We start from the raw sequence: 12,810 nt of genomic DNA, 5'->3' as shown, positions 1-12,810 counted from the left end.
CAGCATCAAGCGGCCTTGACTTCGATCTTCTTGGCGGGCTTCTGTGCCTCGGCGGTCTTGGGCAAGGTCACCTTCAGAACGCCGTTCTTGAACGTGGCCTCGATCTTGCCGGCATCGACGCCCTCGGGCAGCGCGAAGTAGCGCTCGAAAGCGCCGTATCGTCGTTCGGAGACGTAGTAGTCCTTCTTCTCTTCCGTCTCTTCCCTCTTTTCGCCCTTGATCGTAATGCCGCCGTTAACGACGTTCACCTCGATGTTCTTCTCGTCCAGGCCAGGTAGTTCGGCCGTAATCTCGTAGGCTTTGTCGCTCTCGGTAACGTCGACCGCGGGAGACGCAGCGAATGTCTTCGGCAAATATCGCTCAAATCGGGCGAGCGAGCGGAGCGGACGCCCCCAGAAGCCGTTGCCAACATCGTCGAAAAGACGATCGATTTCGTTTCTGAGCGCCTCAAGGGGGCGCCAAGCCTCTCCTAGGGTGGGTTCGGTGGCTTTCTTCGTTACGGGCAGTTTGGTTTCAGTTGCCATATCGACCTCCTGACAAGTTGCAAACGTACAAAGCCTAAGGGACCTCGACGGTGATGGGTTGATTTCCGTCAAAGTCCTGGAACGATGATGCGAGGTAGTTCCGACATGCGCTAATCGATAAAATGTCTCCGCCTCAAGCCAAGAAGCCTGTGGTGCTGGTGAATGTGACGCTGTTCAAGGGCTGAGAGCTATCAGACAGCGGTCACAGTAATCTCGGCGCCGACCAACTGGTCGAGCACGCCCCGGTCGAGGTGATCCATCAGCGCGCCAATACTGGTTTCATTGCTCAGCTGACGCTCGCGGAGGGCTGACCATGCGCAGGCGGCGGCCTTGCCGAAGGTGGCTGCGTCATAGATCTCATAGACGCCGCTGTGAAGCACAGTGCCGTTCTTGGTTATTTCCAATCGAGCTTTCATCCATCTCTCCAAGCAAAGCAATGCGCCGGTCAGCGGCTGCTGTTGTGCAGGTTCCTGAGCGGCGCCGGCAGATTGGCCATGACCTTGTCGAACTCGCCGATATCGAGCTTCTCCCAGAGGATCTCATAGACGGCGCGGGCCGTCGTCAGCGGGTCGAGCGGAAATTGTGGTGGGAGTTCCTGTTGCACATGCTCGATGAGCTCCTCGAGATGACGGTCGCGCGTGGGGCTCCCCGCCATATGCCAGCCTTCGTAGTAGATGCCGCGCACGAGAATGGGTAGCTGGGCGCCGAGCTTGACCGCGACTTCCGGCATTAATCGGTTGCGTAGGGCGTGCAAGACGGCTCGCAGCGCACTGTAGGCATGGTGACGATCGTCCAATTCCAATTGCTCATCGATCGCCTTGAGCCAGAGATTTGTTTCCTGGATCGTGTGATCCAACGCAGTCACACTCGTGGTGCTCATTTTGCTGCTCCCTTGGAATCGACTGTGTCCACCGGCTCTTTGTCGCAAACTCGATAGAACGGATATTGACCTGTCTCAAATGTCGAGCGCCAAAAGAAAGGCCGCCTGCTGGGGTGCCAGGGCCGCCGAGAGCGCAGGCGGGTGGGGCCCACGCTTAAACTCAAGTTGATCTCGCTCAAATCGATGTCGATCGAAGTAGTGAAACTGTTTCGTCAAGAGGAACAAGATGATGAAGACATCAGCACAGATCGAATTCGAGAACTTGACGCCTACACCGGAGCTGCAGACCGCGATTGATCGGCACGTTGCTGAACTGGAGCAACACTTCGGTCGGGCGACAGCGGGGCGCATTGTCGTCAGAGGTCCGGGGGATCATCATAAAACTGGCGGTCAGTATCAGGTCAGCATTCGGCTCGCGCTCCCAGAAGGTCGTGAGGTTAATGTTGGCCGTACCCCAAACGACGATGAACGGTATGCTGACCTGACGTTTGCGGTGGATAACGCTTTCAAGCGCGCCCGACGGCAGCTTCAGGATCAAGCGCGCCTTCTTCGCGGTCAGATCAAGCAGCATGAGGCTGAGCCGATTGGAACCGTCGTAAAGATCGATCCGAGTGGCGAATTCGGCTTCCTGGAAGCCGCCGATGGGCAGGAGGTCTACTTTAATTGCAACAGCGTGCTGAAGGGCCGTGGCAAGCTCACTGTAGGTACCCGCGTGAGCTATGTTGAGGAGGCTGGCGACAAAGGACTGCAGGCAAGCACGGTCAAGGTGCTTGGCAAGCACGGCTTGCGCCCATAGCAGACCTTCGCGCGATGGAGGGTGCGCGCATGACGGACTCCAGCCAAACGTCACCTGCAGCCGCCACGCCGAACGATCGGATGCGCATCTTCGCCATGGATGGCACGAGGGAACTGGGCGAGAGGGTCGCGGCCTCGCTGGGCTGCAAGCTTGCCGCGCTCGAGGAGCGCGGATTCGAGGATGGCGAGCACAAGAGCCGTCCGCTCGAGACGGTGGCCGGATGCGATGTCTATATCCTACACAGCCTTCACGGCGGGCCGGATGAGAGCCCGAACGACAAATTGTGCCGCTTGCTCTTCTTCATCGGCGCATTGAAGGATGCGGGGGCGGCGAGGATTACGGCGGTCACACCCTATCTCTGCTATGCGCGGAAGGACCGCCGAACCAAGGCGAACGATCCTGTCACCATCCGCTATCTCGCGACATTGTTCGAGGCCGTAGGCACCGACGCGATCGTCACGCTTGACGTCCACAACGAGGCCGCTTTTGAGAACGCCTTTCGTTGTCCATCGGTAGCGCTTACCACGGCGCCGCTCTTGATCGACGAGATCAGGTCGATCGCGGGCGATCAGCCGCTATGTGTCGTCTCCCCGGATTTGGGCGGCGGGAAGCGCGCGGATATCTTGCGCGAGGCGTTGGAAAGATCCCTCGGGCGGCCGGTCGGAAAGGCATTTGTCGAAAAACACCGCAGCTCCGGGCATGTGTCTGGAGATCTGTTCGCCGGCGACGTCGCAGACGCGGTGTGCGTGGTCGTCGACGATCTGATCAGCACCGGGGGAACCTTGGTGCGTGCCGCGAAGGCGGCCCGTGCGCGTGGCGCGAGACAGGTCATCGCGTGCGTCGCACACGGCCTGTTCATGCCCGGCGCGGAGACCGCGTTGGCCGACATGGCGATCGATCGCATCATGGTGACCGATAGCGTGCCACCGTTTCGGCTGCCTCCCGGCCCGGTCCTCGCGAAGCTTGAGGTGATCTCGGCGGCTCCGCTGCTTGCTGAAGCCATTCGACGGCTGCATCAGAATGAGTCGCTCGCCGATCTCCTGATGTATCAGGCCTGAACTCGGCTATTGTCTCGCGGAGAGAAGCCGTTCGAGTCGTTTGGCGTCTGCCATTGCGAATCCAAGATACGCACGAGTAAGGCGAGGCCACTTCTCGGGCGTACGGGGCTGGACGTCGTTCAGGTGGGCAATGGAGAGGCGGGCCCGAAGCATCGCGCGACCAATTCGATAGAACAGGAATACTCCGTTTGATGGATCATCGCGCAGTAGCTTGGCCAGCCGCTGCCGAATGAAATCGCCGGCCCATCGGCTTCCCAGCCTCTCGCATTCCAGATGCAGGAAGGCGATCTCCTCAAGGGCATCAAGCGCGCGCAAATGCGCGTTGAATTCCAGGCAGTCGATGATCGGGAAGGGCGCGCTCAGCCAGATGTGTTCCGGCCGCAGATCGCCATGTGCGTCAACGATGTGCCTATGATGAACCCGGTCCTTGAGGACGGTGGAACACTCCGTCAGAAACCGGCGTTGGACGGCCGCAATATGCTCTATGGAGCCACGCGGAAGATCGAAACGAGGATTCAGCAGCATGTGCCAGTCGGCGATGGCCGCCTTGTACAGGGCGACAGGATAAGTCTCGGGATCCATCAAAATGCGCGTCGCGCGGGAGTAGAAGTCCCCCAGCACGGCCGTGAGCCGCTTCAATTGGGGGCGATGCAGGTTGCGGTGGTGTAGCGCAGATTCCAGCGTGTCGTTCTCATCCAGTTTGCGCATGACGACCAGCCAGTCGACGATACGGCCGGAGCCGTCAATGGCATAGCTGGCGGCGTTTTCCGTCAGTGGGACCACGCCAAGATAGACATCGTGGGCGAGCCGGCGGTTGAGATCGGCCTCGGCCCGGCAGGCGGCGGCGCGGCGTTCCACGGTCGAAAAATCGAGATATGGAAATCGCACGGGCTTCTTGAGCTTGTAGACGCGCTCGCCGTTCATGAAGACCCAGGACATGTGGGTCTCGCGGACCCGCACCGCGGTGACAGCGGGGGTGTAGCTGTCCGGCCGGCTGAGGAAGTTCACCTTGCGGGCAATGGCAGCGGCGCTGTCATTTTCGACGCGCGAGCGAGTGAACGAAGGCTGGTCATGACGCTGCAGCATGAGGATGGCTATCGCCAATTGCAGGGCGTCCGGTTTGATGTCGATCAAAACCGCCGTTGCCGGCGCCAATAATGTTCATTCCAAATCCAAGGGATCTATCGCCATGCTGTTCCGGGATAGAGTTGACGCCGGCCAGAAGTTGGCTGAGGCGCTGCACAGGTACAAGCCGCGCCATCCGATCATTCTGGCCTTGCCGCGCGGTGGAGTTCCCGTTGCCGCCGAGGTCGCAAAGAGCCTGGAGGCCCCCCTCGATCTTATCCTTGTCCGAAAGATCGGTGTGCCCATCCAACCGGAGCTTGCAATGGGCGCGGTGGTAGACGGCGACGAACCGATGGTCGTGCGCAACATGGAGGTCATCGAGACCACCGGGGTAAATGAGCAGACATTCGACGCGATCTGCAAGCGGGAACTCGTCGAGATCGAACGGCGGCGCCAACGCTATCTGGGCGACCGGCCACGAGCGGCCATGAAAGGCCAAGTCATAATCATTGTCGATGACGGTATCGCTACGGGAGCAACGACGCTGGCAGCGATCAGGGCGCTGCGCAAGCGTGAGCCGCAGGAGCTGGTGCTTGCGGTGCCGGTAGCGCCGCTCGGAACGCTGGAAAAGCTGCAGGCCGAAGTCGATGCGGTCGTTTGTCTCGACACGCCAACGGATTTCGATGCAATCGGATTTTACTATCGCGACTTTCAACAGGTCAGTGATGATGAGGTGATCGCGACGTTGAAGCATTTTCCGGCAAACAGGACAGGCGCGCCGGCTTGATCAGCAGGCTGTATCGTCCGCAATGTTAGAGAGGCCGCTCGAATTCCTCGACAGAATGACCGAGCTGCGAGAGCGCTTCTTCCAGGTAGTCGCCGAGCAGCGGCATCCCCAGAAGATATTCCGCCGTACGCCGGTTGTGCGCACGGGCGGCTTCCGCGCGAAGGTCGTCCCACTCGTCGAGGTCGCCGTCGCCGCGACCAAGCCACGCCAGCGCCACCAGGTCGATCTGTTCATCCTCGTTCAGGCCGCGGATGATCGCCGTCAGTTCACTGCGCACAGGATCGTCACGATGATCTTCGAGAACCGAAACCATCGCATCGTCGCTCGGGTTGGAGCCGGGGTCCGGCTCGGTTACCGCATCCTTGACGTCGAACTGGCGCGCCTTCGCGAGGATCGCGGCCACCTTCGTCGCGGAAATGGTGAGTTGGGGAATGCTGCTCATGACAAATCTCCTCCCTGGGGCCCGTCAATGACTAGCTGCTTTGGGATGGTATTCCCTTGATGCGGGTCAATCGCACGTAACAGCCGGGTCAGTATTGTTGTCATTCTCGCGCACCTCCTGGAGGAGGTGGGAGATTTGCAGATGGACAGGATCGCGAGCGGGCTTCTTACGGATCTGTACCAATTGAACATGGTGCAGGCCTATCTGGAGGCCGGCCAGACCGAGGCGGCGGTGTTCGAATTCTTCGTGCGAAAAGCTGCCATCACGCCGCAACTTCCTCATGGCTGCCGGACTTGAGCAATCGCTGGAACTTCTCGAAAGCCTCCACTTCTCGGCGGATGAGCTGAACTGGCTCGAAAAGAGCGGTCGCTTCAGCGCGCGCCTGATCGATTATCTCGCGAACTTCCGCTTCAGCGGCGAACGAGAAACACGGAGGCTTCACCGTGCTGAAGGGAGCAGAAGTCAACATTTTGGCTGATGGAAGTCTCGACTTTCCCGACAAGGTCCTGTCCAGGCTCGATCTCGTCGTTGCCGCTGTTCATTACAAATGTGATCTTTCACGCAAGGCCCAGACCGAGCGCATGATCCGGGCCATGGACAACCGGCATGTTTCCATCATCGCGCATCCGACCGGACGGCTGATCAACGAGCGGGAGCCGTATGAATTGGATATGGAAGCCATTATCGTCGCGGCCGCGGAGCGCGGATGTCATCTTGAAACTGAATGCGGACCCGGATCGGCTCGATCTGATCGACATTCATGCTCATGCAGCAAAGTCGGCAGGCGTGAAGCTCGCTATTTCGACCGACGCACACGCGATCGGAGGCCTCGGCAACGTTCGATTTGGCGTCGACCAGGCGCGTCGCGCCTGGCTCGGGGCAGCCGACGTGATCAATGCGCAGCCGCTGTCGCAATTGAAGAAGCTGCTCAAGCGATAACGGCACGCGTTTGATCCTGCGCAATCGCTTGCTGCGCCCTTGCCGCTAACATTTGTTTAGCAGGCAACGAGGATCTCAAACATGAGAATGACAGGAAGACTAGCTGCACTGATCACCGCGGGTCTTGTGGTGGCAGCAGCGATGCCACCGACCAGCGCAGATGCGCGTAACGGGCGTGTTGCTGCCGGCATCATCGGTGGTTTTGCTGCCGGTGCGCTTGTCGGCGCCGCGGTAGGTGGCGGCTATTGGGGGCCATACCCGTATCCCTATTATTATCCAGCACCGGTTTACTACTATCCGCCGGCGCCCTATTACTATCCCTACGCGCCGGTTTATCGGGCGTGCTATCGGCGCACCGTCTGGGATGGTCGGCGCTGGCGCCGGGTGCGGATGTGCTACTGACGATCGTTCCAATCGAAGCCGCCCGGGTTCATTCAGCAATGTGCTCGGCTGGCTGAAGCAGTTGGTGAATCGCATGATACACGTCGAAAACGTCACTCTTCCGGAGCTGAAAAGCTGAATGGCCTCCAGTCCGGGGCTCTGTTCCACAGATCGCACGTCGGGAGCCGGTCAGACCGCCGACATATCTTGAGAAAGGTGTCGCCCCGCGGAAATAATAGTCCGCGGGGCATTTGTCAGACTTCAGCGCGCGCCACACAACCTGAAACGACGCTCTTGATGTTGGGTGTCCCGGCGAGTTGCATGGTCATGATCAACTCGTTCCTCAGGTGCTCATAGACACTCTGCACGCCTGCTGCGCCGCCGAGGGCAGAGCCATAGAGCAGCGGACGGCCAAGGGCGACCGCGGAAGCGCCAAGCGCGATCGCGCGGAATACGTCCTGCCCACGATAGATGCCGCCATCAATGATGATCGGCAGCCGCCCCTTGAGGGCATCGGCGACCCGCGGAAGGACCGTCATCGCGGACGGTGTATTGTCGAGTTGCCGTCCGCCGTGGTTGGACAACCAGACCGCGGCGCAGCCATACCGCTCGCACTCTGCCGCTTGTGCCGCTGATAGAATGCCCTTGACGATAACCGGCAGGCCGGTGTGGCTGCGGCAAAACTCAATATCGTCCCACGAGAGATCGACTTTCATCGCCATAGCGTTTCCGCTCACACCGGGCGTTTTTGGAACGTTGCCAAGCGCGAGATTCGGGACCGGCACGCCGACGAGCCGCGTAGAGCGTTCTCTGTTGCTGGTCACGGTGGCGTCGATCGTAAGCACGATCGCCTTGTATCCGGATGCTTTTGCGCGCTGGAGCATCTCGATCGCAAATGGGCGGCTGGCCGGGATGTAGGGCTGAAACCATTTGTCGCCGGGCGTTGCTGCTGCGATCTCCTCGAGACTGAGTTGCGTGACTGAACTCGCCACATAGAGCGTGCCGGCCAGGCCAGCTCCCTTGACCGTAGGCAACTCTTTCTGCGCGTGCATCGAGCCCTGAAATCCGACCGGCGCCGCGATGATGGGGAAGGGGAGCTTGGCGCCGAGCAGTTCGGTGCCGGTGTCGGGCGTCTTGTTGCCCAAGAGATAGTTCGGCACGATCACGGTCCGATTGAACGCCGCAAGATTTTCTCGCATCGTCCATTCATCGCCGGCGCCGCCGGCGACATAAGCAAAGCCATAGGGCGTCATCACCTTCTGAGCTTCGGATTCAAGGTCCCGCAGATTAATGATACGAAGTCGCTTTTCGTTGTTGGGAAGCGTGCCGGTCATGCCCGGTTGGGCCTGAGGGGCTTCGGTGGGCACGGGCGAATTGGTTTGTGCAAAGACTGCTGTTGCTGCGGTCATAGTTGCCGCTGCCGCGCCGGCTGACAACAAATCTCTTCGTAGGAAATCCATCATGTTTCTCCCTAAGCCACAAAGGCCTGAAGAATGAGCTCCGGATTGCTGGCCTCCTTGATCCTGATCAAAAGAGGAGATTGACGCGTTCATTTCACGTTGAAGAAGAATTCTCGATGGCAGCTGCTGCACGTGACTTCCGATGGCCGGTGGACATGGTGACAGTCGGCGCAGACCTGAACCTCTCCTGGTGCGGCGTGCGGCGACGCATGAGGATTAGGAAACGTCTGTTCGGTCTTTCTGGCAAGCGACTGCTGATCGCCATGGCAACTCAAGCATTTGTCAACCGAGGGCGAGACCTTGGGCGGTCGCTCGTCGTGACATTGCGCACAGGAAAGTCCTGCGCTGTGATGGGCATCGAAAAGCAATCGATTGTCCGCATCAAGGGACGAGATTGAAAGCGTCGTGGCGAGGAAGGCTGAAAGTGCAGAGAGTTTCAGCGTCGTCTCAGCGGCAAGAACGGTACGATTTGACGGCTGGCGCTGCAACATTCTCAAGGATCGCTTGCTCATAATTTGTCATCGGTACGTCGATCCCGATGGCCATCGAAGTTCGCGTTTGAGCGTGAGAGATTTATGACAGGCGAGCTTGATCTGCGTCAAAGTCAGACTCTCATTTCTGTCAAAGCATTCGCCTGCATCTATTGCTTGAAAGCTTGCCAGATCGGAGGATTGCCATGGTTGAGGTCAGGGACGCGCAGTTGCAGGAAGTAAAGCAACGGTCTTCTGCAACACGGCGCAACTTTCTTCAGGGACTCGTTGGCGCCGGTGCTGCGATATCGCTCAGCAGCCGCATCGCGCATGCCGAGGGTCAGATCGGCTATTGGGCCCAGGATCTCAGCGATGCTCAGTTGATCAACATGTTCAGCACGATCCTGCGGATCCGCTGGTACGAGCGAACGCTGGTCGACAAGATGCTGACCGATCCGAACTACCGCGGCTACAATCATTTCTATGTCGGCCAGGAAGCCGTTGCGACCGGTGTTTGCGCGGCTCTGCGCAATGCGGGCGGCGTGATGGAAGCCGACTTGGCCTACAGTACGCATCGGCCGTCCGGACACGCCATTGCCAAAGGCTGCGACATCAGGAAGATGGCGGCCGAATACGACTTCAGGGCCACCGGCCTCAACAAGGGCTATGGCGGCGAGATGCACATCGCCGACAAGTCGGTTGGCTTCATGGGCGCCGATGGCATGATCGGCCCGGGCCCCGTGATTGCGACCGGCTCGGCGTTTGCGATCCGGGCGCGTGGCAGCAAGCAGGTGGTGGTCAACTTCGGTGGCGACGGCACCTACGCAACGCCGCACTTCCACAGCGCGCTGAACAATGCGGCGCTGCTCAAGCTGCCCTTCATCTATGTGGTGGAGAACAACCTCTATCACCAATACGCGCACTATTCATGGTCGTGCCCGATGAAGGATATCGCCGAGGCCGCCGTGCCTTACGGCATTCCCGGCGTGGTCGTGGACGGACAGGACGTAATGCAGGTCTACAACGCCGCCAAGACCGCAGTCGATCGCGCTCGCGCCGGGGAGGGACCGACGCTGATCGAGGCCAAGACGTACCGTTACTACAATCACTGGGGCGCGCCCGGTGCGAAGCCTGGCGAACTCGGCGCATTCGGCTACGACCCGCTGGCGATCTCGTCCTTCCGGCCCGAGCGCGAGTTGCGCGACTGGATGAATCGCGATCCCGTCGACATCTGCCGCAGCATCCTGATCAGCTGGAAGGTGATCGATGCAGCGAAAGCTGCGGCGATCGAGGCGCGGATCAAGCAGGAAGTGCTCGATGCGATCGCATGGGCCGACAAGCAGCCATTCTGCAAGCCCGAGGACGGTCTGAAGAACGTTTTTGTTGAAGGTACCGTTGAGCCAAGGCAGTTCGGCTGAGCGCATCCAATCGCCCATTTCATCAATCGAGAATTCTGGAGAGAGACAATGCCCCGCAAGAGTTTCATGTATTCGTTCCTGGAGGCGGTTCAGTACGAAATGCGCCAGGACAAGAATATGATCTGGATCTTCGAACTGACGCCGCCGGTTGCGTCAAATCCGGGCAAGCCGGTGATCAACCTCGAAGCCGAGTTCGGCCGTCTGCGCGTATGCAATACCGGCATCGACGAGAATTGGATGGTAAGCTGTGTGCTTGGGGCAGGTCTCGCCGGCAACAAGGCCGCGACCTACATTCCCTATCAGGGCGCGTGCATGCCGTTTCAGGTGATCCAGAACCATGCAGGCAAGCTAAGGCACATGACCGGTGGCGATGCGGCGATGCCGGTCGTCTTCGTCATGGAAATGACCGGCCAGACGCCGGGCTTTGCTGGCCAGCATTCTGACTACGAGATCGACACGTACTACGCGCATATTCCTGGCGTGAAAACCGTCATTCCGTCGAATCCCGCGGATGCCAAGGGAATGATGGCGGCGGCGTTGCGCGATCCGAATCCGGTCGTATTTCTTTACGCCGCCGGACTTCGCGAATTGGTCGACGAGGTGCCGGATGATTTCTATCTGACGCCGCTCGACAAGGCCGCCGTCCGCACCACCGGCAGCGATCTCACCATTGTGAGCTCCGGTGCGGGAATGCCCGACGTGCTCGATGCGACGGAAAGGCTACAGAAAGCCGGCATGAAGGTTGAGGCGATCGATCTGCGCAGCTTGAAGCCGATCGACACCGATACGCTGGTCAAGTCGGTGCAGAAGACCAAGCGGCTGCTCACCTTCGATCAGTCCTATTACACGCTGTGTCCTGGCGCCGAAGTCATCGCCAGGGTGGCGGAGAACGTCGATGGTGCGAAGTTCAAGCGGATCGCCTTTCCGGATGCGCCGCCGCCAGCAGCGCCCGAAATGTTCAACTGGATGCGGCCGAACGCCGATCACATCGTGGCGGCGGCCAAGAAGTTCGTAAGCTGATCGTGATCGAATTCCCAGGAAAGCCGGCGGGCGAACTGCCGGCGTCGTCCAAGGCAGGTGATTCCATGTCGATTGACAGCAACGACAGCAAGTTCGGCTACGTGTGCCAGAACTGTAATGACCAGAACATCAAGGCGATGGACGTACGCTCGGCATTCTTCCATCGCGACCGGCTGGTCGTGGTGGAGGATATTCCCGCGCTGGTATGCGCCAATTGCGGCGAGCAGTTCTATGACGATCAAACGGTCGTCATGCTGGATCTGTTGCGGGGTGAGGGCTTTCCGGCCGAGAAAGCCTGTGAATGCATCAGCGTACCCGTATTCTCACTTCGCAAGTGCGCCGTGAGCGGGGTGTCGTCATGAGCACGCCCGGGCCGAAGCCCTATCTGGCGCTGCTGCTGCTGCTGCTGCTGGTCGGTGTGGCGCCGGCGAGCGGCCAGGAGGACGAAAGTTTCATGCCGAAAGGCGGCAAGACGTTGCTTCTGGAGGCGACGGCTCCGTCGCCTGCAGCGGAGCTTCGCGAGATGTCCAATGTTCGCCGCACCGAAGCGGAGTGGCGCAGCTTCCTCTCGGAACGACATGGAGAACTCGGGCAGCGGGAGGCCGATGAATTGGCGGCCTATCTTGCCGTGAACCTCCCCCTTCCCGAAGGAGCCGTTCAGCAGGCTGAAACGGTCGGCGATATCGCCTCCGCGCTTCCGCCAGACGGCCGGGAGATCGCATGGACACAGTGCCAGTTCTGCCATTCGCTATTCACCGGCTATCTGATGCAGCAGCGCGACACGCAGGGTTGGCGCAGCGTTTTTCTTTCTCCGTTTCACAAGAACCTGAAGATTTCTCCACAGCAGCGCGAGACGTTTGCCCGCTATTCCGCCATCAACATGCCGATGAAGCCCGCGGACGTCCCTGCGGCACTCCGCTATTGAAAATGGAGATCGAACAATGAGCTTCCTTAAGAGAACCTTGTGCATGGCGGGCGTTGTTGGAAGCGTGCTGTTCATCAGTCCGCTGTTCGCGGAAACCAAGGATGTCTTCGCCTTCATTCCGGCCGGCGGGCGGACGCTGTTCGCGAACGTCATCGCCAGCCATCCTTCGGGGGACGAGTTGCAGGCGATATTGTCGGCAAAGCACACGCGGCAGGAATGGCTTGGCTATCTTGAGGGCAAGAAGCAGGCGCTGCCGGCGCTGAGATCGCTGAGCGGCCAGGAATTGCTGACGCTTGCGGACTATCTGTCGTTCAACATGCCGTTGGCGGGGGAGGCAGCCGAGCTCTTGAAGTCGGACGCAGCGAAGGCGCTGCCGCTCGATGGGCGGGATTTCGCGCTGGAGAAATGCCAGGGCTGCCACATCATTACGGTCGTCGTCACGCAAGCCAGGTCAAAGGAAGCCTGGCTTGGAACCATGAACAAGCCGAGCCACACGCGCATCAAGCTGACCCGTGAACAGCGGGAGGCGCTGGCAAGCTATCTGGTGATTAACGCCGGCATTCCTGTAGATGAGATTCCGGCGGAGTTGCGGGCCGGCGGCGCCACCTATTGAGGTCCAAGGCGAGCGAACAGCGGAGGCAACGT

Annotated in this window: 19 protein-coding genes; 12 read left to right on the top strand and 7 right to left on the bottom strand. The window is 59.8% G+C overall.

The window, feature by feature from the left end:
• Positions 1 to 5: 5 nt before the first annotated feature.
• From ACVJGD_RS16035 to ACVJGD_RS16025, 3 genes are all read right to left on the bottom strand, one after another.
• Positions 6 to 524 (bottom strand): Hsp20/alpha crystallin family protein, encoded by a 519-nt coding sequence (locus ACVJGD_RS16035; protein ID WP_456635244.1) that lies wholly within the window; start codon positions 522 to 524, stop codon positions 6 to 8.
• A 191-nt stretch (positions 525 to 715) separates the two neighbouring features.
• Complete coding sequence (locus ACVJGD_RS16030) at positions 716 to 940, bottom strand: hypothetical protein (RefSeq protein WP_456635243.1); 225 nt, start codon at positions 938 to 940, stop codon at positions 716 to 718.
• A gap of 29 nt (positions 941 to 969) precedes the next feature.
• Positions 970 to 1,404 carry a DUF2267 domain-containing protein gene (locus ACVJGD_RS16025; RefSeq protein ID WP_456635242.1) on the bottom strand — a complete coding sequence of 145 codons (435 nt, stop codon included), beginning with the start codon at positions 1,402 to 1,404 and terminating at the stop codon, positions 970 to 972.
• Between the two features lie 226 nt (positions 1,405 to 1,630).
• Between ACVJGD_RS16025 and ACVJGD_RS16020 the strand changes: the two genes are divergently transcribed.
• Both ACVJGD_RS16020 and ACVJGD_RS16015 read left to right on the top strand, forming a co-directional pair.
• Complete coding sequence (locus ACVJGD_RS16020) at positions 1,631 to 2,200, top strand: HPF/RaiA family ribosome-associated protein (RefSeq protein WP_456635241.1); 570 nt, start codon at positions 1,631 to 1,633, stop codon at positions 2,198 to 2,200.
• Between the two features lie 29 nt (positions 2,201 to 2,229).
• Positions 2,230 to 3,258, top strand: a complete 1,029-nt coding sequence (locus tag ACVJGD_RS16015) for a ribose-phosphate diphosphokinase (protein ID WP_456635240.1) — start codon at positions 2,230 to 2,232, stop codon at positions 3,256 to 3,258.
• 6 nt (positions 3,259 to 3,264) lie between these two features.
• On the opposite strand, the gene ACVJGD_RS16010 is transcribed toward ACVJGD_RS16015, so the two are convergent.
• The gene (locus tag ACVJGD_RS16010) at positions 3,265 to 4,392 is read right to left on the bottom strand and encodes a hypothetical protein (RefSeq protein ID WP_456635239.1); all 1,128 of its coding nucleotides are present in this window, start codon (positions 4,390 to 4,392) and stop codon (positions 3,265 to 3,267) included.
• On the opposite strand from ACVJGD_RS16010, the gene ACVJGD_RS16005 reads away from it, so the two are divergent.
• Positions 4,382 to 5,110, top strand: coding sequence for a phosphoribosyltransferase (locus tag ACVJGD_RS16005; protein WP_456635238.1), 729 nt, complete (start codon positions 4,382 to 4,384; stop codon positions 5,108 to 5,110). The genes ACVJGD_RS16010 and ACVJGD_RS16005 overlap by 11 nt on opposite strands.
• A 25-nt stretch (positions 5,111 to 5,135) precedes the next feature.
• On the opposite strand, the gene ACVJGD_RS16000 is transcribed toward ACVJGD_RS16005, so the two are convergent.
• A complete protein-coding gene (locus tag ACVJGD_RS16000) occupies positions 5,136 to 5,552 on the bottom strand; it encodes a DUF3775 domain-containing protein (RefSeq protein ID WP_456635237.1) in 417 nt (138 codons plus the stop codon).
• Between the two features lie 141 nt (positions 5,553 to 5,693).
• Here ACVJGD_RS16000 and ACVJGD_RS15995 point away from each other — a divergent pair, with 141 nt between their 5' ends.
• From ACVJGD_RS15995 to ACVJGD_RS15980, 4 genes are all read left to right on the top strand, one after another.
• Positions 5,694 to 5,849 (top strand): hypothetical protein, encoded by a 156-nt coding sequence (locus ACVJGD_RS15995; protein ID WP_456635236.1) that lies wholly within the window; start codon positions 5,694 to 5,696, stop codon positions 5,847 to 5,849.
• A complete protein-coding gene (locus ACVJGD_RS15990) occupies positions 5,833 to 6,030 on the top strand; it encodes a hypothetical protein (protein ID WP_456635235.1) in 198 nt (65 codons plus the stop codon). The genes ACVJGD_RS15995 and ACVJGD_RS15990 overlap by 17 nt, the downstream gene beginning before the upstream one ends.
• Positions 6,031 to 6,266: 236 nt before the next feature.
• The gene (locus ACVJGD_RS15985) at positions 6,267 to 6,491 is read left to right on the top strand and encodes a hypothetical protein (protein ID WP_456635234.1); all 225 of its coding nucleotides are present in this window, start codon (positions 6,267 to 6,269) and stop codon (positions 6,489 to 6,491) included.
• 81 nt (positions 6,492 to 6,572) lie between these two features.
• Positions 6,573 to 6,893 carry a hypothetical protein gene (locus ACVJGD_RS15980; protein WP_456635233.1) on the top strand — a complete coding sequence of 107 codons (321 nt, stop codon included), beginning with the start codon at positions 6,573 to 6,575 and terminating at the stop codon, positions 6,891 to 6,893.
• A gap of 233 nt (positions 6,894 to 7,126) precedes the next feature.
• Here ACVJGD_RS15980 and ACVJGD_RS15975 read toward each other — a convergent pair whose 3' ends face one another.
• Entirely contained in the window at positions 7,127 to 8,464 is a 1,338-nt protein-coding gene (locus ACVJGD_RS15975; protein WP_456635232.1) for an alpha-hydroxy acid oxidase, read from the bottom strand.
• Positions 8,422 to 8,823 (bottom strand): cytochrome c3 family protein, encoded by a 402-nt coding sequence (locus tag ACVJGD_RS15970; protein WP_456635231.1) that lies wholly within the window; start codon positions 8,821 to 8,823, stop codon positions 8,422 to 8,424. Before ACVJGD_RS15970 ends, ACVJGD_RS15975 begins: the two co-directional genes overlap by 43 nt.
• A gap of 185 nt (positions 8,824 to 9,008) precedes the next feature.
• On the opposite strand from ACVJGD_RS15970, the gene ACVJGD_RS15965 reads away from it, so the two are divergent.
• The 5 genes from ACVJGD_RS15965 to ACVJGD_RS15945 are packed head-to-tail and all read left to right on the top strand — an operon-like array spanning position 9,009 to position 12,778.
• Positions 9,009 to 10,220: a thiamine pyrophosphate-dependent dehydrogenase E1 component subunit alpha gene (locus tag ACVJGD_RS15965; RefSeq protein WP_456635230.1), complete on the top strand. Its 1,212-nt coding sequence runs from the start codon at positions 9,009 to 9,011 to the stop codon at positions 10,218 to 10,220.
• Positions 10,221 to 10,268: 48 nt separating this feature from the next.
• Positions 10,269 to 11,240, top strand: a complete 972-nt coding sequence (locus ACVJGD_RS15960) for an alpha-ketoacid dehydrogenase subunit beta (protein WP_456635229.1) — start codon at positions 10,269 to 10,271, stop codon at positions 11,238 to 11,240.
• Between the two features lie 2 nt (positions 11,241 to 11,242).
• Positions 11,243 to 11,602: a YgiT-type zinc finger protein gene (locus ACVJGD_RS15955; RefSeq protein ID WP_456635228.1), complete on the top strand. Its 360-nt coding sequence runs from the start codon at positions 11,243 to 11,245 to the stop codon at positions 11,600 to 11,602.
• The gene (locus ACVJGD_RS15950; protein WP_456635227.1) at positions 11,599 to 12,165 is read left to right on the top strand and encodes a hypothetical protein; all 567 of its coding nucleotides are present in this window, start codon (positions 11,599 to 11,601) and stop codon (positions 12,163 to 12,165) included. The genes ACVJGD_RS15955 and ACVJGD_RS15950 overlap by 4 nt, the downstream gene beginning before the upstream one ends.
• Before the next feature lie 43 nt (positions 12,166 to 12,208).
• Positions 12,209 to 12,778, top strand: coding sequence for a hypothetical protein (locus ACVJGD_RS15945; RefSeq protein WP_456635226.1), 570 nt, complete (start codon positions 12,209 to 12,211; stop codon positions 12,776 to 12,778).
• Positions 12,779 to 12,810: the final 32 nt, after the last annotated feature.

It is taken from the genome of Bradyrhizobium sp. USDA 10063, assembly GCF_054063735.1.
The sequence above is the reverse complement of the archived record's forward strand: the minus strand, read 5'-3'. Positions and strand labels throughout refer to the sequence as shown.